The 23,757-nt window shown below is 36.4% G+C and carries 21 protein-coding genes and 1 pseudogene; 19 read left to right on the forward strand and 3 right to left on the reverse strand.

Annotated features, from left to right (window positions below):
• Nucleotides 1–480: pseudogene (locus tag I6751_RS01090) on the reverse strand (IS256 family transposase); the annotation flags it as partial.
• 182 nt (nt 481–662) lie between these two features.
• Here I6751_RS01090 and I6751_RS01095 point away from each other — a divergent pair.
• The 11 genes from I6751_RS01095 (at nt 663) to radC (ending at nt 8,054) form a co-directional block, all read left to right on the forward strand.
• Nucleotides 663–992, forward strand: coding sequence for a hypothetical protein (locus tag I6751_RS01095; RefSeq protein WP_196598939.1), 330 nt, complete (start codon nt 663–665; stop codon nt 990–992).
• Between the two features lie 21 nt (nt 993–1,013).
• Nucleotides 1,014–1,208 carry a hypothetical protein gene (locus tag I6751_RS01100; protein WP_196598940.1) on the forward strand — a complete coding sequence of 65 codons (195 nt, stop codon included), beginning with the start codon at nt 1,014–1,016 and terminating at the stop codon, nt 1,206–1,208.
• A 108-nt stretch (nt 1,209–1,316) separates the two neighbouring features.
• Nucleotides 1,317–1,835, forward strand: a complete 519-nt coding sequence (locus tag I6751_RS01105) for a hypothetical protein (RefSeq protein ID WP_196598941.1) — start codon at nt 1,317–1,319, stop codon at nt 1,833–1,835.
• A gap of 212 nt (nt 1,836–2,047) precedes the next feature.
• Nucleotides 2,048–2,569 (forward strand): PsbP-related protein, encoded by a 522-nt coding sequence (locus I6751_RS01110; protein ID WP_196598942.1) that lies wholly within the window; start codon nt 2,048–2,050, stop codon nt 2,567–2,569.
• 127 nt (nt 2,570–2,696) lie between these two features.
• Nucleotides 2,697–2,834, forward strand: coding sequence for a hypothetical protein (locus I6751_RS01115; protein ID WP_196598943.1), 138 nt, complete (start codon nt 2,697–2,699; stop codon nt 2,832–2,834).
• A 372-nt stretch (nt 2,835–3,206) separates the two neighbouring features.
• Nucleotides 3,207–3,677, forward strand: coding sequence for a hypothetical protein (locus I6751_RS01120; RefSeq protein ID WP_196598944.1), 471 nt, complete (start codon nt 3,207–3,209; stop codon nt 3,675–3,677).
• 531 nt (nt 3,678–4,208) lie between these two features.
• Nucleotides 4,209–5,147, forward strand: coding sequence for a DUF932 domain-containing protein (locus tag I6751_RS01125; protein ID WP_196598945.1), 939 nt, complete (start codon nt 4,209–4,211; stop codon nt 5,145–5,147).
• Nucleotides 5,148–5,235: 88 nt separating this feature from the next.
• Nucleotides 5,236–6,177: a YqaJ viral recombinase family nuclease gene (locus tag I6751_RS01130; RefSeq protein WP_196598946.1), complete on the forward strand. Its 942-nt coding sequence runs from the start codon at nt 5,236–5,238 to the stop codon at nt 6,175–6,177.
• Nucleotides 6,178–6,181: 4 nt separating this feature from the next.
• Complete coding sequence (locus tag I6751_RS01135) at nt 6,182–6,970, forward strand: hypothetical protein (RefSeq protein ID WP_196598947.1); 789 nt, start codon at nt 6,182–6,184, stop codon at nt 6,968–6,970.
• Between the two features lie 121 nt (nt 6,971–7,091).
• A complete protein-coding gene (locus I6751_RS01140) occupies nt 7,092–7,394 on the forward strand; it encodes a DUF960 domain-containing protein (protein WP_196598948.1) in 303 nt (100 codons plus the stop codon).
• 51 nt (nt 7,395–7,445) lie between these two features.
• Nucleotides 7,446–8,054 carry a RadC family protein gene (gene radC / locus I6751_RS01145; RefSeq protein ID WP_196598949.1) on the forward strand — a complete coding sequence of 203 codons (609 nt, stop codon included), beginning with the start codon at nt 7,446–7,448 and terminating at the stop codon, nt 8,052–8,054.
• 33 nt (nt 8,055–8,087) lie between these two features.
• On the opposite strand, the gene I6751_RS01150 is transcribed toward radC, so the two are convergent.
• On the reverse strand, nt 8,088–8,237 hold the full coding sequence (locus I6751_RS01150) for a hypothetical protein (RefSeq protein WP_196598950.1): 150 nt from the start codon (nt 8,235–8,237) through the stop codon (nt 8,088–8,090).
• Between the two features lie 271 nt (nt 8,238–8,508).
• On the opposite strand from I6751_RS01150, the gene I6751_RS01155 reads away from it, so the two are divergent.
• The 3 genes from I6751_RS01155 (at nt 8,509) to I6751_RS01165 (ending at nt 13,123) form a co-directional block, all read left to right on the forward strand.
• Nucleotides 8,509–9,063 (forward strand): recombinase family protein, encoded by a 555-nt coding sequence (locus I6751_RS01155; RefSeq protein ID WP_196598951.1) that lies wholly within the window; start codon nt 8,509–8,511, stop codon nt 9,061–9,063.
• A 216-nt stretch (nt 9,064–9,279) separates the two neighbouring features.
• Nucleotides 9,280–11,904 carry a hypothetical protein gene (locus tag I6751_RS01160; RefSeq protein WP_196598952.1) on the forward strand — a complete coding sequence of 875 codons (2,625 nt, stop codon included), beginning with the start codon at nt 9,280–9,282 and terminating at the stop codon, nt 11,902–11,904.
• Between the two features lie 268 nt (nt 11,905–12,172).
• Nucleotides 12,173–13,123: a hypothetical protein gene (locus tag I6751_RS01165; protein WP_196598953.1), complete on the forward strand. Its 951-nt coding sequence runs from the start codon at nt 12,173–12,175 to the stop codon at nt 13,121–13,123.
• 179 nt (nt 13,124–13,302) lie between these two features.
• On the opposite strand, the gene I6751_RS13965 is transcribed toward I6751_RS01165, so the two are convergent.
• Complete coding sequence (locus I6751_RS13965; RefSeq protein WP_269140824.1) at nt 13,303–13,437, reverse strand: hypothetical protein; 135 nt, start codon at nt 13,435–13,437, stop codon at nt 13,303–13,305.
• Nucleotides 13,438–13,771: 334 nt separating this feature from the next.
• Here I6751_RS13965 and I6751_RS01170 point away from each other — a divergent pair, with 334 nt between their 5' ends.
• The 5 genes from I6751_RS01170 (at nt 13,772) to I6751_RS01190 (ending at nt 23,756) form a co-directional block, all read left to right on the forward strand.
• Complete coding sequence (locus tag I6751_RS01170) at nt 13,772–16,615, forward strand: FtsK/SpoIIIE domain-containing protein (protein ID WP_196598954.1); 2,844 nt, start codon at nt 13,772–13,774, stop codon at nt 16,613–16,615.
• 130 nt (nt 16,616–16,745) lie between these two features.
• The gene (locus I6751_RS01175) at nt 16,746–17,555 is read left to right on the forward strand and encodes a hypothetical protein (protein WP_196598955.1); all 810 of its coding nucleotides are present in this window, start codon (nt 16,746–16,748) and stop codon (nt 17,553–17,555) included.
• A gap of 212 nt (nt 17,556–17,767) precedes the next feature.
• The gene (locus I6751_RS01180) at nt 17,768–17,986 is read left to right on the forward strand and encodes a helix-turn-helix domain-containing protein (protein WP_196598956.1); all 219 of its coding nucleotides are present in this window, start codon (nt 17,768–17,770) and stop codon (nt 17,984–17,986) included.
• 2 nt (nt 17,987–17,988) lie between these two features.
• Nucleotides 17,989–21,105, forward strand: a complete 3,117-nt coding sequence (locus I6751_RS01185; RefSeq protein ID WP_196598957.1) for a UvrD-helicase domain-containing protein — start codon at nt 17,989–17,991, stop codon at nt 21,103–21,105.
• A complete protein-coding gene (locus I6751_RS01190; protein ID WP_196598958.1) occupies nt 21,105–23,756 on the forward strand; it encodes a hypothetical protein in 2,652 nt (883 codons plus the stop codon). Before I6751_RS01185 ends, I6751_RS01190 begins: the two co-directional genes overlap by 1 nt.
• The last annotated feature ends 1 nt before the right edge of the window (nt 23,757 follow it).

Here is a 23,757-nt window from a genome sequence, read left to right on the forward strand (position 1 = left end):
TTCTGAAGAAATGTACACTACAACGCTGGTATTTCGCTTCTGGGAATATTTCCGTCACAGAGTCGCACATCGCTTGGCATTTGTCCCCAACAACAAGCTGGACACCTTTGAGGCCACGGCTTCGCAGGGAAGAAAGGAATCCCTTCCAGCCTTCTTTATCTTCCTTCATCCCTTCAGCAGCACCGACTACTTCACGGAAACCATCCTGATTTACGGCAATGGCTACTAGGATGGCGACATTTTCAAATTCACCACCCCAACTGCGCTTTAAATAGATCCCATCAACGAATACATAGGGATATTCTTCGCTCGAAAGCTGACGATTTCGCCATTCTTCGATATGGGCATATGCTTTCTTGTTTAGGTTACTGATGGTGCTGGGCGATACTTTGGACCCCCAAAGAGCCTCTGTAATATCCTCAACGCGGCGAACAGAAACACCCGCCAGATACATTTCTATAAGAGCTTCTTCAACGCTGCNGCGAAAAATATTATACCTTATCTTTTCTGAAGGTTCCATTTTAAGAGAAATAAATGGAACCTTATTTTAGTTCCGAAAAAGGAGCGTTTTGGGGAGAGTGAAAAAAGCTTTTTTGCGATTTGAATTAGGGATTTCTGCATTGTTATAATTTTAATGATCTGTATGGAAGGAGGGCAATCAGTTGATTAAGATTGACTTTGATAATATCAACGATGATCTTGTGTATAAAGCCTTTAGTGTTGAAGGCAATGAATCTGATGCACTTAATGATAGCTATCTAGAATTATTCGAGCTTATTGGGAAAGATGCGATGATCAAACTGTTCAAACATTTTCGTGGTGATAAGATAGATTGCCCTATGCGCTTATATCGGCCAGAATTCATTGCCGACCTTGCACGGACTATAGCGGATCGGCGTGAACGTGCTAAAATTGCAAGGGCTGGTGGGTATTCCGCTAAGGTAATAGAAGCGATATTGAACAAACGTAGGAAAGAAGTTGAGTCAGAATAATAAATGGAGAGGGGTGATGGAATGGAAACAATAATATTTCTAATTTATGTTGTAATAGCTTGGAATTCAATAAACTATTTACAAAATAGAATGGGTTTAACATTCTTTATGAATTTGCGGGGTTTTGCACATCTGGTGTTTTACAAAGTACTTGCAGCCATTCTTTTAGGATGGCTGATTATTCCTATTGCATGGATACATAAAGCAATTAAGTGATAATCCATACAATTTATAGAATTATATAAGGACCGCCTAGTCAAAGTAGATAGAATGCTATCATTTAGCATCATAAAAACAAATATAATTTAATGTGGAGGCGTAGGTATGTTTTATTCAAAAAGAGTTGAAAATTTAGAAAAAGAAAATGCAGAATTCACTAATGATAAACAAATCAAGAAAAAGAAATTTAATAAAGTAAAATTTGTATTATACAGCATAATTGCTATTGTAGCTATGTTTACTATTGCTGCGAATTGGGAAGGAAGTACAAATTATGTAGCTACGGTAGAAAAACATAAGCCCCTAGAGAGTCAAGGAATATCGCTTACTTATGCTAATGTATTAAACAAGTATATTGAATCCCCAAAATGGGAATCACGCGAATCTGGGGATATTGGGTATGTTGATGTAAGTGGAACAATAAAAGGATCAAATAAAAAAATAGGTGTAAAAATTAAAGTTTCGCCTATGTCCAATGACTCAAAACGTGTTTCGATAAAGCCGGAATCTATAACGCTCAATGGCAATTCACCTTCTACTCAAGCAGCAGCTGAACAAATTTTATTATATATGTTTTTAGCGGATCAACGAGGAGAAGCAGATGTTGCTTATTATTTCGATTAAATCACTAGTTTATAAAAAATGTATTCAAAATAATTAGGTTCATGCGTATGGGGTTGTGAAATAAATTCCATACGCATTTTTCTTGCTGTTATTATATAGATATTTTCATTTATATGGTAATGCGGTTACATCGTGAATAGTATTTAATTGTTGATAAGTTGATGGAAATACAGTAATTAAAAAACAATATATGAAAGGTTTGGTGATGAAAATTGAAACAATTATATCTAGGATTGTTGGCAGTTATTTTAATTTTATGCTCGGCATGTTCAAGTGGAGATAATACTAGTAATTCAATTAATCTTTCCCAAACATATAAAAATGAAGCAGAAGGTTTCGTTTTTAAATATCCGAATGAGTGGCAGACTAAAGAACCTAATACCATGATTGAAGTTATCAAGATTCAATCCCCCGATGGAAATGCAAAGTTTTCAGTTATGAAGATATTAACAAATCCATTTGGAATTTTTACGGAGAATCAAGAATCAGTAGAAGCCGCTGTTAATAAAATGCATAAATTTATTACTTTTAGGGAGACAACGATAGGTGAAATACCTGCAAAAGAATTGATATATCAAACAAATGGGTTAAAAGGTGATGATATATCAAAAAATGTTTGGTATGTTATCGGCGGATCTGTTTATCAAATAAATTGTTCATTTAAAATGAACCAGAGAGAAACCTATGAACCGATTCTTAACTCCATAATGGAAAGTTACGCAATTACTCGTTAGGTTAATGAACTAAAGAAGGGTTCGAATATAAATTCAGCTGTTGCAAATATGTTTAGATAATCATGAGTTCCCGACTTCTGTTTCTATTACGGGCGGTGACAGAAATCTGCATAAGCGGTCTGAATAGATGCAGAATACTATGACAGCGGTTACTATGTTAGCAACGAGTATTGGTTTTGCTGTACCGCTAGACGATTATTCAGCAGGAAAAACTTCGGTAGATTTAACTTGGAGAAAAGGTGATAATAATAAAAAAGTGTTATAGGGGATCATGATAAAAATGTAATTTGGCCTTATCGGCAGTTTAAAATTGGCAGATAAAACAACTATCTGTAAAAGGTGGTGTTGCTTCCGACATGACAAATTGGAAAGGCAGTGTGTTACAGGAATTTGCACCTAACCTTGATCAATTCGTTGGCTGAGGTTACTTCGTTTATATAGTATTTTACTGCTTTTATAGTAAATTAAAAAAAGAGATATATGTTCTGCGAGAAACGATAAGAAATCAAATGAATCATCAGAGGATATGAATGAATTTGTAAAGATTCTTCGAATGGCAGGCATGTATCTGTTTGGGTAGAACACTAGAAAAATTAGGCCAAGTGGCAGAACGGCCTTTATCTGCTGGAGTTTATTTATGAGGAAAATTGCAGTTGTCTTTATGGGGATTGTCATTATGATGGTAGCTTCCGTGACATTTGCCTATCCAGCCCATCTTAATGACGATCCAAATTACATCTTGTGTGATGGTCATATGGGGGGAGCGTATTATGTTGACCGTAGTTCTTTGGTTGTGGAGCAATATAAACCGCCGGTTTATATCATTGCTGTTAATGTCGTAAGCGTACCTGATGTTGATAATGGTAAGACGAAAATATCCAATGTAAAAACCTATCATTTCATGTATCGCTACGATCAACGAAACATGTATGTTCCCATGGACGATCCAAACTCCGATTTGGATTGGCGATACCTTAACCCGAATGGAACTTATGCAGAAACAGGCGTTGCCATGCCAGCAGGGGAAATAGCTTTTTACTTGGCGTATAATATACGTTTCTATGCTGAAAAAGGTGATTTTAAAGATTCATTTTATGACAGAATCTAAAATATAGGGGGAAAAGTGACGGTGGTGTTCCATCGTCACTTTATTTATATGATGGGAGATGATTTTATTGCAAGTAAAGAAACTGCTTTATCTGATGAAAAGACCCTGCTCCCAATGCCCGTATACTCTCGGATTGGTACGATTTGTTGATAATCCGTGCCCAAAGTGCAAATTAAATAATTATCTGCTGTATCGTATGCTTATAAAAGACCAGTATACACTACGATAAAAATAATCGAATAGCTCGATTTTTCACCTATATATTATAAATTTAGTAATATATAGAAGGGGGCGTTTTATTGTCGAAGAAAAAAATAATGGATATGGTGCTGTTAGTAGGATCTGTGCTACTTGCTATAGCAAAAGCTGTTATTGAACAAGAAAAATCAAAAGAGGATAACGATGAAATTTCATAATCACTTAAACATAGGATTTCCTGCGTGGAAATCCTATGTTTATATTTTCAGGCAAGAAAAAACAAGTTTTTCATATGAATCAAATAATAAAGCGATATAAAAGGAGATGTTTTCAATGTCAGCAAATGTAGAAACCATGTTTTATACGAGGGTAGCCCCTTGGCACGGGTTAGGTGTTCGTGTCGAATCTGCTTTAAACTCCAATGAAGCCATCGAGCAATCGGGACTCAACTGGAATGTCATGCAGCGTCCGATCATGACCAGCAATTATACTCCTATTCCCGGCTACAAAGCAAATGTCCGAGATATTGATGAAAAAGTTCTTGGTGTGGTCACGGATCGGTATAAGGTTGTCCAGAATGCAGAAGCCTTTGCCTTTACGGATGCTCTATTAGGTGAGGGCGTACGTTATGAAACGGCAGGTGCTTTGCAAGGAGGTCGTAAGATTTGGCTGCTTGCGAAACTTCCGGATAAGTACATCATTGAAGGGGAACAAATTGAGCCATATCTTGTATTTAGCAGTTCTCATGACGGCAGTGCTGCTATTAAGGTAGCAATGACTCCGGTGCGGGTAGTTTGTCAGAATACACTAAATATCGCATTGTCCTCAGCTAAACGTATGTGGTCAACTGTTCATGTAGGTGATTTAGCACATAAAATGGATGACGCGCATAATACCCTTTTACTAGCAGAAAAGTATATGGGAAAACTCGGGGCAGAATTCTCACGGTTATCTAAAATTAAACTGACAGATGCTAAGGTGATGGAGTACATTGATATGCTGCTTCCTATGAATGACAATCCTACCGATATTCATAAGAAAAATATCATCCGAATTCGGGAGGATATGAAGCTGCGGTATTTTGATGCGCCGGATCTCAAAGGCTGCGTTGGCAAGAACGCTTATCGATTTATCTGCGCAGTCTCGGACTTTGCTACACACAGCCAGCCGCTTCGAGAAACCGCCAGCTATAGAGAAAACGTATTTGCTAAAACTGTGGAAGGCAACCCGTTGATTGATAAAGCCTATGAACTCATTCAAGCAGTGGCGTAATTCCAGCGATAGAATCAGATTAAGTACAGGGTATGTGGTGAATTTTACTGCATACCTTTCTTTCATTATATAAAGCGAGGTGTATTAAATGGCAGTTAATTTAGCGTCAACGGAAAACATGCCCTATGACGAATGGCTTGGCTGGCGTAAAAAGGGAATCGGAGGTTCCGATGCTTCCGTAGTTTGTGGAATCAATCGCTATAGATCGCCAATCGAACTCTGGATGGACAAAACAAATCAGATCCCTTATCAAGAAGCAGGAGAAGCCGCGTATTGGGGAACGCAGCTTGAAGCCTTGGTTAAGGCTGAATTTACCAAGAGAACAGGGATTGAAGTTAACCTGGCAAATCAACTTTTGCAAAGTGAAGAATATCCGTTCATGTTGGCCAATTTGGATGGCGAATGTATCCATCCGACGCATGGAAAATGTGTATTTGAGGCAAAAACGGCTTCAGCCTACAAAGCAGGGGAATGGGACGATGCCATACCCGATGAATATATGTTACAAGTGCAACATTATATGGCGGTTACGGGATATAGGGGAACTTATATTGCTGTTTTAATTGGCGGAAATACTTTTCGCTGGAAATTCATTGAACGTGATGAAGCGCTTATTTCAATGCTAATTCAACTAGAATCCGCTTTTTGGAAACAGGTTCAAGAGCTTGTTCCTCCGGCAATGGATGGTTCAGAAGCAGCAGCAAAATTTCTTAGCGAACGGTTCCCAAATAGCGTAGCTAAGTCAAAGATTGAATTACCAGGTACTGCGATTGAACTCATCCGGCAATATGAAATTGCCTGTGACCATGTCAATCAATATGCTGAAAAGAAGCAAGAAGCCGAAAATATGTTAAAGAACATGTTAGGCAATAATGAAATTGGTATGGTGGATGATCGGGTTGTCACTTGGAAAAGTGTAGCGCAGGAACGCTTGGATGGAAAGACGTTGAAAATAGAACATCCAACGCTCTATAAAAAATATGCCAATAAAACCTCGTATCGGCGTTTCTCCATAAAGGTGGCTATGTGAAAGGATGGAAAAGATGAATACAGCAAAATTAAAAGATCGATTGGGTGGTAAATTACAGGCCATGCAAGAGCCTAAGGAAGAAAGGAAGATTTTAACTATGCCTAATAAAACAGCCGTAGTTCCAGTCAATTCTGACTATATCGCGTTGACAAATAATGCCCTGGATATTATCCGGGAAAATCTAAAGAATCAACCATTATCCTATCAACTCTTTGATGTCGTTAAGTCCCCGTCTGGTGGGGCAACGTCATTTACGGTGCCAGGGGTAGCTGGTGATGAAATCTATAAAGAAATGACAGGCATTGTGCTTGATTATGCGACCCCTCGTGCTTATTGGGATACGCCTGATCCGGTTGAGGGGACGCCTCCGGTATGTTACAGCCCTGATAGCTTGATATCGCATGAAGGAAAACCTTGCAACCGTTGCCCGTTCAACGATTTTGGCTCAAAAGATGGCGAATCCAATGCAAAGGCTTGCAAAGAATCGGTGACGATTTTCCTTCTTAGGCCAGATAACATTATGCCGATCATTATTCGGGTCCCGGTATCGAGTAAGTTGATCTTCCAGCGTTACATGACAAGGTTAATTGGGAAAATGATGCCGCTCTGTGGCGTTGTTACGAAGATAACATTAGAAAAAACAACGAATAAAACAGGACAGCCATATTCACTCTATAACTTTGAGGCACTCAGTATCCTAAGTCCAGAAGAAACTGCGAAAGCTAGAACTTTTGGTCAGCAATTTATGGAAGTGGTTAATACCACTGAACTAAATATTCAGGAAGCTGTATAAGTAAATGAGTCTTGTTTATGTATATCAAAAAATATGTGCCCAGTTTAATTTAAAGAGTAAAATATTGCAGCCGGGAGTTCTTACTTCTGGCTGCATACTTCTTAGGACAGGAGAACCCATCGTGTTTAGCAACAAAAGATATATTACATGTGGAATTTCAAGTGCAATTCCGCACGAGATCCAACTTGCGCTTTGGCGTATGATTGATAACCTTAGAGCTAGCACTGATGTCGAAGTAGACTATTTGCAAATTTTTCGGCTATCTATTCAGAATGGTAAGCAAAAAATAATACACAGGCAAGAAGAGCCCGTGTATTGTAATGAAATTCTTGTTGCGTTTATATGGAACCCTGTAGAAAATGCAAAAATCTTTGTTATTGATGATGGCGAACATTCGACAATGATGTTAGCCGAGGAGTATTAAAAGAAGCCAGCCTTGTAATTTAGGGCTGGCAATTTATTTTGGGAGGCGTGTATGCCTATGGAAGGAATGCGGACTTTATTAGCCGATTGCTTGCGAGAAAGTGCCAATGGGTATGTTGTAGATGCATTACTTGAGAAGTACCCGAATGTTAGTGAATTAATGAACGCTAATGAAAAGGAAATCACCAGTATTAAGGGGATTGGCGTAGCAAAAGCGAGGCAACTTAGCGCAATACTGGAATTTGCGCGTAAGGTATATATGCCAGATAAAAATAAGCGCATTTTTATTAAAAGTCCTAAAGACGTATATGATTTCGTGCGAGCTGATATGGAGTTCTTGCAGGTCGAGCATTTTGATGTGATTGGTTTATCGACCAAGAATCACGTCATTTTCAAAGAAAATATTTCAATTGGTTCTTTAAATGCTAGCATTGTACACCCTCGTGAAGCATTTAAGGGGTTGATTCGAAGATCATGTGCTGCTTGTATTTTGGTTCACAACCATCCAAGTACAGACCCTTTACCGAGTGATGAAGATCTTTTGCTCACGAAGAAATTGGTTGAATGTGGCAAACTTATTGGCATTGAAGTTCTTGACCATGTGATTGTCGGTGCTATGGGTGGAGGCTATATTAGCCTTAAGGAGGAGGGAAAGCTGTAAGGATTGAGATACAATTATCAAAAAATAGATGGGTTAGTCCCTTCTATTTTTATCTTGGGTTGCCAGTGCCAAATAAAGATCTCGATAAAATTTATTGAGCAGTACAACATAGTTGGCTATTGTTAAAAGTTTTCTAGCTAACCCTACAGGAAGCTTTTTTCCTCGAAATATAATGAATTTCAAAATAACATCTCCTGATAACAATTATTTCCATCTATACCTATCATAATATATTATTTTGGAAGTAAAAGATACGAAGAGATTGAAACTAGGAATAATATTTATTTTGTGGACTATAAAGATGTGAAATGAACAAAAATTTTCACTCATTTTACCAATAGGGTTGTCTTTAGCAATGGCACATGCCAAAAATCTAAAAACAATTCTATTGAGATACTTTTTCAATGTGCTGTTAGGCTAGAGTCTAATGGCTTATTTTAATGGAGGAATTTGTATGAAGATAGGATATATTCGCGTAAGCACAGCAGAACAAAATACGATTCGACAGGAGGTTCTATTAAAAGAGCTTGGCGTTGATGAACTCTTTATCGATAAAGCCAGTGGCAAAAATACCGACAGACCGGAACTAAAGCGGATGATTACCTATGTCAGGCAGGGCGATACTGTTATTGTCGAATCTATCAGCCGCTTTGCTCGTAACACACGCGACCTGCTTGATCTCATTGCTCAGTTGACTGCCAAACAGGTTGAATTTATTTCTAAGAAAGAAGCCATCGATACAACAACACCGACAGGAAGATTTATGCTGACGATCTTTGGAGCCGTAGCAGAATTGGAACGTGAGTATATCTTGCAACGCCAGAATGAAGGAATCGCTATTGCCAAAGAGTTAGGAAAATACAAGGGACGTAAGCCTATTTGCCACCCGGAATTTGAGAAGGTCGTGACTATATGGAAATCGGGCAACATGACGGCGGTCGAGGCTATGCGAAGGTTGAATATGAAACCTTCTACATTCTATAGGAAGGTAAAGGAATCTAATAGGTAAATTATCTGTAAAAATATTTATATTTTACAGATGGAATTTACAGTCATCCCAGTGCTAACATAGCGGGAGACTAGATTGCTAAAATAAGCATAGAATCCCTCAGGAAACAAACGTGTAAAATGAAGGGCGGGCCAAAACCGTCCTCTATTTTTTGCAATATTTTTTGTAATTAGCTCTTACAAGGAAATAAAATATATTTCCTGAGGAGTTGAGAGTATGAATGAATTTAATATTAGCATCAGCAAAATTTCCAGTAAGAGAGAGTTTAACGACAAGGAAATGGAAATGTTCGATACTTTAATTGCTGATAATACCGAACTTATTAAAAGCGATAACGTCAGGTCATTTGTAGAACAAGTTGGTTCAAAAGGCCACGTATTCTGTCCTTCTACATTCAAGGAGGGGCTGAAAAGTAAAGAGACTTTCGAACAGTCGCAGCTATTAGCTCTCCATTTTGACAGCAAAGAAACATCATTTAAAGAAATAAAGGACAGAGCCGAACAATATGATCTTCCTATACTGTTTGCCTATGATGCTTTTTCCATCGGAAGCCGTAATAAATTTAGCATTGTATTTCTAAAAGACAGTCCGTCTTCTTCATTAAAAGAAGCTGAAGCCATGCAAAACTCCTTGATGATGATGTTTCCAGAAGCTGATAAAAGCTGTGATGATGTTTCAAAGGTATATAATGGCGGGAATAAAGTATTGTATTTTGACGATACCACTCCTGCGGTAAGTGTTGATATGCTATTTATGAATATGAGCCTTCATCTGAGAAACCGATATGGAGCCACCAACTACAAACGGAAGATAGTTGAGTTTTCTAAAACAACAGGCGTTGCATTAAATGAAAGAAAACTTCCTGAAATTTCCATAGTTGAGAATTTCACTGAAGGTATTAAAGAAAATATAAATGATAAAAACTCACAAAATCCTATTATGATATACCATGGAAATAGTGAGAAATTATCAAATTTAAAGTATTTAATCAAATTTGAAGATCATGAAGATAAATATAGTGTATCATCAAATCAAAAAAAACCATCTATCCATAAAGATTACCCCTCTGATACTCTAGAATCCCTCAGTTCCAAATGTAGATTGTATCGGGAATTTGAGTTGGGAAATAAAACATTATCTCAACGAGAACTACTCGGGGTAGCTACGAATCTAGCTAAGGTAGAAACAGGAGCTACCAAATTCAAAGATACGATCAGCGCAAACTCATATTACTCTAGCAGGAAGGAAAAGTACGACAACTGGAGTTACTATTTCTATTATATCAAAGATAAAGATCCTAGGCCGTGTACCAGCTTCTGTTCTTATCATGCTACCTGTCCCCATGGAAAAAACATCCTTTCTACATCGAAGCCTAAATACCATCAAATTGAGAAAATTGCTAATTGCAACGATCATTGGGTTGGATTAGATGAAGCATGGAAAGATTTTAAAGAGAATTTTCACAGTGCGGTAATGTCAAGAGACAAGATATGGCACGTCATCAAATGTCAAACGGCCTTAGGCAAAACTCAAGCAATTTTGGAGCTGCTTAGGGATACTCACCTAAGGGTTTTAATTGCCGTTCCAACCAACAAATTGAAGCGTGAAGTATGTGAACGAGCGAAAGCGATGGGGGTAGACATAATCGTATCACCTTCATTGCATGAACTAAAAGACGATTTGCCTCAAAATGTTTGGGACGATATAGAAAATCTCTACGAGACAGGTAGGTCGCCAATGCCTCGTCTGAACAAGGCTATTGCTGAAGATGATTTAGAATGTGCTAAGTTGTTTAAACAATACAAGCGAGAACTAGATGAATTCAATAACAGTGACGGTCATGCTATTACTACTCACCGGCGCCTGACAAGCATGGATGTGAGCAAGTTTGATCTTGTCATCATTGATGAAGATTTAATCTTTAGCACTGTTATTCCTAGCAGAGACACAGCTCCTATTTCTAAACTAAAAAAACTAAAAAAGAAATTGAACACCGGCGACCCGTTGGCGGCAAAAATTGTAAAAATCTTAAAGCACATTGAGAAATCAGAATTTTTTACTCTGCGTAAGATTGATTATGACAGATCATACTCCAGTATAAAGATGGAAGTCAATATACCGGCGTTGTGTGACGCAAAATATTTCTGTTACCGGAAACCATCAAATTTTGAAAATGACCTAACAGAAGACTGCGTCAGCTTTATCAAGCCTATTAAAATTCAAGAAAATACAAAGTATATCATGCTATCAGCAACAGCGGATAAAGACATCTGCGAATATTGTTTTGGTGAGGATAACGTGAAATTTTATACTTCGAAGGAAGCTAAACTTACAGGTACTTTGTTTCAGTATGGTGGTAAAACAATGAGCCGATCTTTCATGAGAGACAATCCTGCAATCATTGGTAAAATTAAGAAATGGTCAGGGATTAAGCATACCATTTCTTTTAAGGAGTTCGATAATCATTACATGGGTGATCTGCATTTTGGTAATTGTTCTGGTTGCGATATTCTGAAAAACGAAAACATTGATGTTATTGGAACGCCGCATCAGCCAGAGTGGATATATAAGTTGTTTTCCTATTCACTTGGATTTGATATTGATACAAAACTGAAACCCAACACCATTGTTACTCATAATGGATATCGCTTCCATTTTAACACCTATGACGATAAGGACCTAAGAGCCATACAATTCTACATGATAGAATCAGAATTAGAACAGGCTGTAGGCAGAGCGAGATTGTTGAGATGTGAATGTACTGTTAATTTATTTTCTAATTTCCCACTTCGACAAGCTACGATAATGAATAATTTTAATTATGATGATAATGAAAGTTGAAATCTGTTTTTGTCAGCTTAATCATTTAATTGTGTCGCTTTTTCTCCTTAATTATATTTTTTAATTGAAGAATGTTTGATGAAATCATGATTTTTCCTTAACGCAACGAATAAACTGACCATTAAAAATCACTGGGAATGCTAGTCGATGGTTTTATCGTAGATGGTTTCATTAAAAAGCAACCCATCCATAACAATAGTGTAAAAAATAATTACAATCGGAGGAATTAATTATGTATCTAAATTGCGTCGTGGAGCTTTCTGTGGTGTTGGACAATGAAAATTTCCATAAATTATTAACTAGAGTCGATAAGCAAGTAGACTACTTGAATGACAATGAATATATCGATCAGACGTTGTCAGCTAAGGGAATAGTTGTAACTTACCAAGATAAGCAATATAAAAAGAAAGTTCAGATTACTATAAACGCAGGTGTTATGTTAGATGACGGAGAGCTTGATTCAGATAAGTTAATCCATAAGTTGGAGCGATGTGTTCATAATTATTTCGGTTTAAAGTACAATCTTAACGATTTTAATTTGAAAAGAATGATTTTTATGGCAGATATTGATGTTGATAGCCGAGCAAAAGTATCTGCATATATAAAAGTTTTACAAAGAATTGGCAAGGTGAAAGGGTTCTCGCCATCAAGTTATGATTGTATGGATGCTGATATTGGTTTTTGTTTAGATGGAAACAGTAATGGCATTCAGTTTTTAATTTATGATTTAGAAGGACTGCTTACAAGCCAATTCAGAAAAAACGAAACAAATCATAAGAAAATGAAATCTATAATAAAAAAATCCGAAGGTATTTTAAGAGCTGAAATTCGATTAACTCAATCAAAGACAGTACGATCTTATACTGATGAAACCGATACTTCTAAGCAATTAGCAGTTTTATTGGAAAACAGTCGGGAGATATTTTTAGCTACGTTTGTGCGTGTAGTCCCTTTTGGTGTCTTTCATAAAAAAGATACGGCTATAGAGATTATCCAAAGAGAAGTAAAAGATATGACGCTTCGACGGCGGATGCTGCGGCTGGTGGCACTGGTTCCTGAGAAAAAGTCTTTGTTGCTCGCACAAAAAGCATTGAATTATCGACGAATTGATGATGTTATGAAAAACTTCGCGAAAATTGATGTGTCGCCCGTGACTATCAGTAAGCGGCACAAAGTGGATTTTCTTGAAAGCTTATACTCATATTTGCTTGCGGAATAGTAAATTTGATAGATATGGAGTACTTAGAAGAGTGCTTCACCTTTTGCTATCATCGGATGATAGAATGATGTTAGGGATGGTCAGGATATTATTCTTGTTAGAACAACAGAAAATGCTTTTAACCTATACTTTGGTAATAGCTAAAGGCATTTTCATTTATATCCCCTAAATTAAAAGAGTCAATTTCTGACAGTCAAAAACAGAAAACCTATCTGTCGTACAAAGAGCAGCTCCTGTGCCGCGTTAGAAGGCTTGTCGATTACACCAAATGCACAGGTGAGCTGCTGGGGAGTGGCAGTTCTCTTGATTTCCATGGGGTATAACTTGCAGCTGTCCTCCGAGACATCACCGATGGCGTTGAGCAGACATTCCCAGTGGCGTAATAGTTATTCCATCGATGCACCCACTGTCTTACATCAACATTCTTAAACCTTCCCAATAAAATAAGTTCCCGTGCCGTGATGGGCACGGGGACTGTATGGTGTCGCGTTAAGAAATTCTAATATTAGCTTGCCATATGACTTATCTTGTTCTCTTATTCTCTTATTATAAAATGATATAGGTTTCAATAAAGAAATGATATAATATAAGAAATGAGCATAGAAATTAAAAGATAAGAAGATAAGATAAGTGAATTGGAGGAGCATTATGTCGGAATTTGCTAAATTAAAGGTTGATGATTTCAACTTTATAAGTGAAAGCTTTAGAAGGTTTCTTTGTGATCTTAGGGATGGTGAACGTCTGTCAGAATTAGGAAAATGCATTCCAAGCAACAACGATGTCAAATGGAATGTAGAAAAAGCAAAAATACTTTTAGAAACTTTGAAACTAAAGAATCGTGATGATGCGGACAAAATTCTTTCCTACATGGAACATGCCCATTATGGATGGCAGGGAGGTATGTACCGATTTAACAACCAATGCCTCTGTAAAAATCATCATTGCAAACGAAATTACAGGATCGACAACACAGAGGAAGCAACATCAGATGCTTTTGAAGCTATTGATTTGATTTTTTTTAATGAGACTTATGGTGCTATCACAACCTATATTCTCGGATACTGTCTTGCTGCCTTGTTTAGTAGTAAGCTAAATAATGACCGTCTTCACATGCCATATTTCTTGCAAATTGCATGTGAACGGAACTCGAATGTATATAGGCTGATACATGAAATAGTTGGTATCTGCGATGTAAATACGAACTTAATTGAACATTGCAACATGGATTTTGATTATGGATATTGTGACTATGATTACGTAACAGTATTTCCCTCACAGTCCGCAGATAAAATATTGGATGATTTGGTGTATAACCGTGATGTCCCCGTCGTTATAGACGGCTACGAGAATGAGAAATTTTACAGCGCATTGCTTAGGGAAATTGCCAATATTCCAGGAAAGACGAGAAGCCTTGGTATCAAGGACAGATTCAATGTATTGCCTATATTTATATGCCCGAGTATCCGCTCTCAGTTTAAAAACGTCTTTAGTATTGATTTAAGTGGTTTAGATGTTAACGAGGAGTATTTGGAGATACTTCAAGAAAATAAGCAAAGACTTGCTTCATGGGCACTTGAACTTGTTACAAATGCCAAGGATTATTTTTTTCAGAGAAACACAGCAGCAGATGTGATATTCCGCAAAACCGAAGATGAGCGTCCTTTTTTTGATGCTATTGCCCACCACATCACTCACATACGGAAGGAATACCGGAGCCATACAGAGCTGACCCAAAAAGATGTAGCAAACATAGGGGTTCTTACTTATTTTTTGTCAAGATACATGGAGGTTTTTAAGAAATCCATAAGACTATATGATGGAACAGAATTCACATACAGAAATAATTTTGCGGCACACAATCCTTCAAAATTAATAACTGGAATAGTGAATTCGTCTACAGAAATACTATTTAAACTCCATAATACATATTCACCTACATTGCCTCTAACAGTGGCGGTTGTCACAAAAGATCTCAGTCTTGACTCTACGAAAGCAAAATGGGTAAAGAAAAAGGGAGAGGAATACGCGAAAAAACTAGTCAAATATTATCAAAGCTATGGAGTTTCCTTAAGAATAATGCCAGAGGTAGAATTTAAGGATGACAGGTATGTATTTAACATTAAATTGATGCCGGGAACAGACGGTAAATTAATTAGTCGACATGCTGACTCGGTTAGACGTTTATTGGATCTGGCATTTTTAAAAATCGACAAAAGTCATTCTTCAATAAAAATAATCGCTTCTGAGAAAGAGCTTAAGGAAAACAGCCTTCTTAAGATTTTAGAAAGTCCAAAATTCAACGAAAGCAAAATGGAAATCCCATATGCGGTAGGCTATGACATGATGGGTGAAATGGTTATTGCTGACATAGCAGAGTTCCCCCATCTGTTAATTGGAGGAACCACTGGGTCGGGCAAATCCAGTGCGTTACACAGCTTGTTGATGAGTATTGTTTGTAAGCAAAATGCGAGTAAGGTTAAATTATTGCTTTTAGATTTTGGCGCATCAAGGTTAAACATGTTTAAAGATACTCCGCATATGTTAATGCCGGTTATAACGGTAAGTGAAATTGAAAAAGGTCGTCAATGTATAGAGATATTAATTTCTTTCATGGAGCATCGTTTAGCAGAGTTGGATTCTATTGATGAAAGGAAACGTGATAAAGAGGTTGAAAAATGGCCATCCATTATCTGTGTTATAGATGAATTTCCGACGTTTATCAGGAAATTGACGGCAGGAAAGGAAAATAAGATGTCGCATATGTTGCTGACAGACTTGTTAGAACGCGCCAGAAAAGTAAAAATACACTTAATCTTAACGGCGCAGGATGCGAGTAAAGGTAATATAGCAATTAAAATGACCAATTTAGCTGGTATTGCGTTTGAATGTACCAACCCATACGATTCACGTGCCATAATAAATTCGAAGGAGGCTATGAATCTATCAGGCAAAGGCTCAATGTATTTCAAAAGCAAGCAGCATGAAGGTCTGTTAAGAGTGCAAGGTGCATTCATGTTTCCAGAAGAAATAATGGATATGCTTGATAATATGACATTTGATTATGTAGATGGAGAAAGCGAATATAATGAAGTAATATTTGAACCGATATTGTTACCTAGAATAAATGAAGCCATACCTCAGGCTGAATCCTCAAATCATCAAGATACTCATGAGGAGATACTGGCCAAACTTATTATTTGGTTGCTTGGTCACGATAAAATCTCGAATAACCAAATCAAGGATCATTTTGAGATGGGATATAATAGGGCAAAAGTGTTTCTAAGTGAACTTGAATCCTTTAGTCTGATAACTGAGCCCAAAAGAGGGACGAAGCTGCCGAGGGTAGTTATTCCTAAAAGTATGGATGATATATCCGTCAAGGTAATGGAGCTGTTGGTGAGATGTGGTTACACCAAGGATGACGTAAAAAATGCCTTGAATCAAAGATCAGGTATAGCCAAAGTACAGTCGGATATGACGACTAGTATATAGAAACTATGAAACGATGATAGCTTAAATCACCCTGATTATCAGGGTGATTCTTTTTATCGCTAATAGTAAGTGGTTTTATATAATGTTAATTATTTTATTTGTGATATACTTAATAATGGGGTGATATTATATGGATATTTTGAATATTGATATCTTGCATAAAATCGTGAAATATGCACCTATTTTTATAACGATCATAGGTGGAGTGTGGGCAATTTATAAATTTAATAAACAGCATGAGTTTAATGAACAATTGCTAGTGCAAAAATCAGAATTGGATAAGAGTTTAAAGGAATATGAACAGCAATTTACTATTTCATTAGAAGGATATAAAGGTCAATTACAAGAAGTGTCAGAGAAACAAAAACATCAGAATCAACGCCGTTTGGCAGATTTTAATTTATATGCTGCTAAGAAACATGAACGTAGCATTGAACTTTATGAGAAATTGTGTCATGCCAAAAATAAGGTGCTTTGGCGAAATAGCCCATTAAGGCAGTTACCAGCATTTACAGATTATAATCGTGAAGATATGGTAGAATTCCTTGAAAAATATAATTTAACTAGAGCATACCGGGAAGAATTACTAAAATTGTGGGAAACAGATTTCAAAGGTGCAGTAGATAAAATATATAAAGTAATGACTTCCCAAGAAGAGTTGGATGCCAGAATTGCAGTTAGTGAAGCCGTGAAGGCACACCTACAAGCAGATTTGTACTTAATACGTGATATTTCAAGTGGAATAGACCAATTTACAAATCAGCTTAATCAATTAGCATTCCTTTGCAGCAAAGAAAATCGACAATACATATCAGGTGAAGAAAGTCAGAAAATGTATGAAGAACGAAATGAGATAGCAGCAAACATTGAAAAGGAATTTCCGATTATTGTAGAACGTATGCAAAAGATGCTATTAGATGATTCCCCTATATCTGATTAGAGTAAATGATTATTGATACTTTTCTAGCAAAATAAACGTCTTAAATCTATTTTAAGTCATTTTATTTCTAGTACTAGCATTGTTTGGATGTACCTCTTTTATGGTAGGATTTTAAAATTACTTTGTAGAAAAGATAACATAAATAGATTATAGGGGATGTTATATGCAACTATATAGCAATTGTTTTTGTTTGAAACCATGAAGGATAATTGATGGGAGTTTCATTTAAAAGATTATTCAAATTAATGATAGATCGTGATTTGAAGAAAAAGGATTTACGTGAACTTGCTTCAATAGGAAATAGCACGATGACCAAACTTGCTAATGATGAAAATGTGACTATGGAAGTGATTGCAAAAATTTGCACTGCTCTCAATTGTGAAATGAGCGATATTGTTGAAATACTGTCTGATGAGAAAGAGGAAAGGTAATCATGGCTAAACTGATAGATAAGGAACCCAAATATGAAGGGGAGATAAAAGTATGGAATGCCTTTGGTGCAAATCTCCCTCAAAATTGGGTGGTTTACAACACTAGAAGCGTTAATGGACGTGAATATGATTTTTGCGTAATGGCTCCTGAGATAGGATTGTTTATTGTTGAAGTTAAGGGGTGGAGTCCGTCTAGTGTTTTAACAGTAGTGGATCAAACCACAATTATCTTGGAGGGAAAAGAAAATCCTGAAGATAGTCCAAGAGGTCAAGCTCGTGGATATAGATTCGATCTACTTAAGAAGATCCAAAAAGAGCTTGGTATGAACCCACTTGTAATGAGTCTTGTGTGCTATCCACTCATTTCAAAAACTCAATACTTAGAAAAAGGATTGAATGTTGTTTCTGAAGAGAATGAGACATTATTTGAGGAGGATCTTAATGATACTTCACTTCTCTTTCAGAAATTCATGGATCGGTACAATGTCGATAAGGGAGCTAAACATGATAAGCTTTCTACAAAAAGATTTGCTTTGATTCGTCATCATTTTGAACCCAATTATGATCTTAAGAATGACGAGAAAATATTAAATCCTGGATACTCTCGGCTTAGAATTTTTACAAATGAATTAACCACACAGAATGTAGATGAGCTTGTAGAAGAATACTTTTCCGGAATTAAAGAAATTGTTTTTGTACCATCAATGCAATCGATGACTTTACTGGTTGATGCGTTAAAGGTTAAATTCCAGAATCGAAATATACATCTTGCTAAGGGAAATCTGTCTATTGGAAGAAAAGATAATTCCGTTGAGACTACTGGGCAGCATTTTGGGATATTCAATTTTGAGATTGAGGTAGTATCAAATATTAGCAGTTTAGTAAGTAAAGATATATTAGTGGAAGAAGGCGAGTGTACTCCAGATACAAAGGAAATCTTGAAAAAAATATCTACTATTTCTGCATTCAATTTTCAACAGTACGAGATTGAGCATGCTCCATGCGATAAAAATATTCTTGTTACTGCTGGTGCTGGTACGGGAAAAACATTCTCGATGGTTTCGAGAATAGCATTTTTGTGTAATAAAACAGCCGATGAGGTTGTTGATATTGTCGGAGATATTGCGATGATAACATTCACAAACGATGCTGCATATAATATGAAGGTCAGACTCAAGAAGATGCTTATGAATTACTTCGTTCTTACTTCAAATGAGAAGTACATGCATCTAATTGAGGATATGAGTCAGATACAGATATCGACGATCCATAAATTTGCTGTTTCATTGTTACAAAGAGACTGCATGAGAATGGGGCTTGGTTATGATAGTCAGGTTTCCAGTGAAACATATAATCGAAAAGAACTATATCACTATTATTTAAACCAGTTCCTGAGTGCAAAGAGTGAAGAAAATCCTTATTTTGCACAGCAATTGACTCTACCAACATATCGCCTTGAAGAATTACTAATTGAATTCTGCGATAAGTTGTATGACCGGAGCATTGATATAAAAAAGCTTTCTTCGAAATCTTTTGGAGAACCAACAAGCATTCTTCCATACTTCAATGAACTGGTTGATGAAGTGATTATAAAAGCAGAAAAGGATTATGCAGCATCTTTGAAATCATCAAATCTTATCGGGTTGAGAGAATGCATGATTCAGATAAATGATCTAGTAAAGAACCAGAAACTTATGAAGCAAGGACACGAGTATAAATATGTTTTTGTCGATGAGTTTCAGGATACCGATGATGTTCAAATAGAAACGATTACTGGACTGCAGCACTTATTTGGTCAGCAATGCAATTTGTTTATTGTTGGAGATTTGAAGCAAAGCATTTATAGATTTAGAGGAGCAACATTAAGTGCCTTTGAAAAGGCAGTAGATGTGGATGGAAGAGAGACATGGGAATTCTATTCTCTGAATAGAAATTATAGAACCGATCGGCGCGTACTTGATCAGTTCCATTGTGTATTTACACAGATGGGACTACAGAATTTACTTCCATATGATGAAGAAAATGATCGATTGGCGAGCCAGATTACTAAAGAACATTCGGAAGATCAATTGGTTCGTAAAATCGAAACACATTTTAAGGACAAAGAGGTATTCTATCAAGATTTCTTTGAAGAAATAAGTAATCAAGTAAGTGAACTGAATGAATTAAGTCAGCACGAGAAGTTATCAAAAGAAGAAAAAACTATAGCGATCTTGGTTAGATACAACTGGCAGACTAGAGATATTGTCAAAGAAGCAGAAAAGAAGGGTATTTCAATTAAGGTTACTGAAGGAGGAGCCTTATATAGATTACCATCGACAAGAGACTTATATAAGCTTGTTATGGCAATTACTCATCCGAGAAACGAATTGTATTTAACAAATCTGATTATGTCAAACTATGTTTCGTTGCCACTCAAAATGATTGGTATTGCTGGAAAATATAGGGAAGAAAAAAAGAATGAAATGATCAGGTTATTAGATGAATATTTTATGCTTTGCATGGGGAAGACTTGGAGCCAGCTGATTACGGACTTTGAATCTAGACCTGTTCTTGTTGTGCTCAGAGATATTTACGAAGCGGTTAAACCGTGGACTCATTTTAAAGAAAAAGATGATCAAACAACTTATAGGCAAAATTATGAATGTTTAATCGAGAAGATTACCTCTAAGTATGTTAGGGAATATTTGACAATCAACAAAGCTTTAGAATTCCTCAAGATAAACGTTACGACTTATCAGGAAGAAGCATCCAGGAGCACAGCAAATACATCAGAAGATATTCAGGTGATTTGTACAACTATCCATAAATCTAAAGGCTTGGAGTATGGAACAGTAATCATACCATTCACGAATGAAGACATATCAAATATTAATGTTGGTGGTCTGAACGTAAATTACATTAATGGAAAAGTAAGCTATGGCTTGGCGATAAAAAATGTCGGGACAGAACATAATAATGATTTCGATGAAGGTATGGAAATTAAGGAGAAACTTCAGGAAGAATCCAGAGTTTTGTACGTGGCATTGACAAGAGCAATTCGTAATTTTGTGTGGATTAAGGATCTGGATTCGGATGTAGAGGACTGCTGGGCAAACTATATGGAGGTTGCAGAATAATGGCAATAATTATCTATACATATAGCAATCCTTATAAGATCAATAGAGAACAGTACTGGGCGTTAATCAAGAATTCTTTTCATCTATGTGTTTCTCAGACATTGGTGAATGGATTATGTGATCAGTATAGAGATTTTTATAAGGGTAAGCTGACAACAATGAATAGGTTTATTAATAACCTATATCTTGATTGGGAAAGCGATGCGATTGAAATAAGCCAAAGAGCTTTTATTGACAATGCCATCGAATACATGAGTTTTCGTGATTATGTAGAAGATGATTTAAGCGAAGAAGATATAAAAACTTCTCTTAAGCGGAACAGAAGATATGTTTTGCAAAGCATTCGTATAATGTTCGAATTAGGGATGAATCCAGATAACATTCGGATTGATTGTTTGACTTATGAGCAAAAGTGCATCGTTGGACTGTATAAGGAAATAATAGCAACAAATAATAGCTTATTCTGCTTGAAAAATGATTTCTCGAAAGAAGTAGTAGATAGAGCTATTGCACAGACTATTAAGGATGCGTTAGGCAAAAGTGAAAGAGATTGCTCCGACATCAATAAGGAGAATATCGTAATTCATGGTATTCATCAGTTCACACCTATAATGCTCAAGACGATTGAAGTCTTGAGCAAGTATAAGAATGTAATCATTTTATTTAATTACCAGCCGGATTATAAGAATGTGTACCAGACATGGCTGAATGTGTATTCATGGTTTGAATCAAAGGTAAATCTTTCCGCGCAGAACTTTAATAATGATAGCCAGGAGTTTGAGGGAGGAATTGTTGCCGATAATATGGCAGCCATGATAGCTGGAAGTACTGCTGCTATTGATCTGTCGAAAAAAATAGAAGTGACTGAATTTGACAATCAAACAGAAATTGCGGGATATATTGCAAAAAGATTTGAAGAAGCTTCCAAGAAACGAGAAGCAGATGAATTTAGGCATCCTGCACTCTACTATATGGATGAACAGATATATTCTGCCAATAGTGGTGTTAATCAGATCCTAAAAATATACTTTCCAGAACAATTTGGAGAAAGAGAATTCCTTGATTATCCAATAGGACATTTTTTCATTTCTATCACTAATATGTGGGATCCTGAATCTAATACCATGCTCATTAGGGATATTAATGATATTTTTGAATGCTTATCCTGTGGCATTATTGCTGAAGAACATAGTGGGGCGTTAGTTTCTATTTTTGATAGATGCCGCTTTTATATATCAAAAGAGACAACCATCAAAGGTATGATCAAAAAGTTGAAAAACCTTAAGAGATCTTTGGATCTTGATGATTATAGAGCGGATCTTAAAAGGCTTGATTATTTCAATGTGACGGAAGAAGAACTGGATTGTTTGATATCTGCATTAAAAGAATTGAACTCGATAGCAGAGCAGTTCTTTGCTGATTTTAATGATCAGCAAAATGACTTCAAAAAGTTTTATAAGAAAATTGCTGATGTATTAGTAAACAAAGTTCTGGATAAAGAAGATTTAGATGAGGAATTTAAGGATATTGTTGTTAGAGTACTTGCGAGATTAAACGAAGTTAATTCCATTGAGGCTAGTGCATCTTTTGAATGTCTAAGAGAAACTATGCAGTTGTACTTACAGCAGGTTCCAGTTGAAGGTAAAGGTGCAAACTGGATTGTAAGAAACTTCGAGCAGATTGATGGTGATGTCTTGAGGAAGAATGCATTAAACCATGAAAAGATATATCACTTTGCGTGTTTATCAGATCAAGACATGAGTATTACGCATAGGGATGAGTTCCCTTGGCCATTAGATATAGCATTTTTTGAAGTGGCTCAAGCTCCTGTAGACTGGAAATACCAGGTATATATAACTTCACGATTGGAGTATAAGAACTTCAGAAGGTATGCCTTAGTTTATGGCCTTGGATTCAGCAAATGCAAAATTAAACTCAGTTATATCAAAAATGAGAATAATACGGAAAATGAATTGTATTATTTGCTTCGTGTATTGAATGCAGATATTAGGCCATATGTACCTGGAGCGGTCAATAATTATAGGAAGGATGCTTCTTATATAGAAATCGAAAACCCAACCGGTAAAAGCTTTACTCAGTATGATTTGATGAAATTCAGACTTTGTAAGTATCGCTTCTTACTTGATTCTGTAATTGAAGATAAATCCATATATAAGGATGAATTCCTTATGAGGATGTATTTGACAATAGTTTTAGAGAATAGAGCTAAAAGACATTTTTCTGGCAAGACATACGTAAAAAATGTAGTTAATGCATATCTGGTCGAGCAGATGGATGAACTGTGCGGCGATTTTCCATTCATTAGTCATTTGGATGTTCTTGATGTGATTAATGAAACAAATGGCTATTTGAAAAAATATGCTGCAAAGTATGGGAAGTTTACGCCACTTAAGACTAGCGATACAGAGTTTATGACAAAGCGTGAAGAATTTCTGAGTGTGCCAGTGGGAAAGAATGCTGATGCAGGATTTCAGGAAATATTCAAAAGCTCAACACAGGAAGAAGTGGACCACACTTTAGCAGACACACATTTTGAAGAGGAAAGATTCCACAGAACGCTTAACGGCTTATGTGACAAATGCGCAGATAAAGAAATATGTATTGAGGTTTATGGTGTAAAGAAAAAGTAAA

The organism is Pectinatus frisingensis (assembly GCF_015732285.1).
GTDB classification, from domain to species: Bacteria; Bacillota; Negativicutes; order Selenomonadales; family Selenomonadaceae; genus Pectinatus; species Pectinatus frisingensis.

Excerpts from the sequence above, each read along its gene's own strand:
- I6751_RS01125 (WP_196598945.1), top strand. The coding sequence starts at position 4,209 with ATGTCAGCAAATGTAGAAACCATGTTTTATACGAGGGTAGCCCCTTGG.
- I6751_RS13965 (WP_269140824.1), bottom strand. The coding sequence starts at position 13,437 with ATGGAAATCAAGAGAACTGCCACTCCCCAGCAGCTCACCTGTGCATTT.
- I6751_RS01135 (WP_196598947.1), top strand. The coding sequence starts at position 6,182 with ATGGAAAAGATGAATACAGCAAAATTAAAAGATCGATTGGGTGGTAAA.
- I6751_RS01180 (WP_196598956.1), top strand. The coding sequence starts at position 17,768 with ATGGGAGTTTCATTTAAAAGATTATTCAAATTAATGATAGATCGTGAT.
- I6751_RS01130 (WP_196598946.1), top strand. The coding sequence starts at position 5,236 with ATGGCAGTTAATTTAGCGTCAACGGAAAACATGCCCTATGACGAATGG.
- I6751_RS01175 (WP_196598955.1), top strand. The coding sequence starts at position 16,746 with ATGGATATTTTGAATATTGATATCTTGCATAAAATCGTGAAATATGCA.
- I6751_RS01160 (WP_196598952.1), top strand. The coding sequence starts at position 9,280 with ATGAATGAATTTAATATTAGCATCAGCAAAATTTCCAGTAAGAGAGAG.
- I6751_RS01115 (WP_196598943.1), top strand. The coding sequence starts at position 2,697 with ATGCAGAATACTATGACAGCGGTTACTATGTTAGCAACGAGTATTGGT.
- I6751_RS01120 (WP_196598944.1), top strand. The coding sequence starts at position 3,207 with ATGAGGAAAATTGCAGTTGTCTTTATGGGGATTGTCATTATGATGGTA.
- I6751_RS01190 (WP_196598958.1), top strand. The coding sequence starts at position 21,105 with ATGGCAATAATTATCTATACATATAGCAATCCTTATAAGATCAATAGA.
- I6751_RS01100 (WP_196598940.1), top strand. The coding sequence starts at position 1,014 with ATGGAAACAATAATATTTCTAATTTATGTTGTAATAGCTTGGAATTCA.
- I6751_RS01155 (WP_196598951.1), top strand. The coding sequence starts at position 8,509 with ATGAAGATAGGATATATTCGCGTAAGCACAGCAGAACAAAATACGATT.
- I6751_RS01170 (WP_196598954.1), top strand. The coding sequence starts at position 13,772 with ATGTCGGAATTTGCTAAATTAAAGGTTGATGATTTCAACTTTATAAGT.
- I6751_RS01105 (WP_196598941.1), top strand. The coding sequence starts at position 1,317 with ATGTTTTATTCAAAAAGAGTTGAAAATTTAGAAAAAGAAAATGCAGAA.
- I6751_RS01185 (WP_196598957.1), top strand. The coding sequence starts at position 17,989 with ATGGCTAAACTGATAGATAAGGAACCCAAATATGAAGGGGAGATAAAA.
- radC (WP_196598949.1), top strand. The coding sequence starts at position 7,446 with ATGCCTATGGAAGGAATGCGGACTTTATTAGCCGATTGCTTGCGAGAA.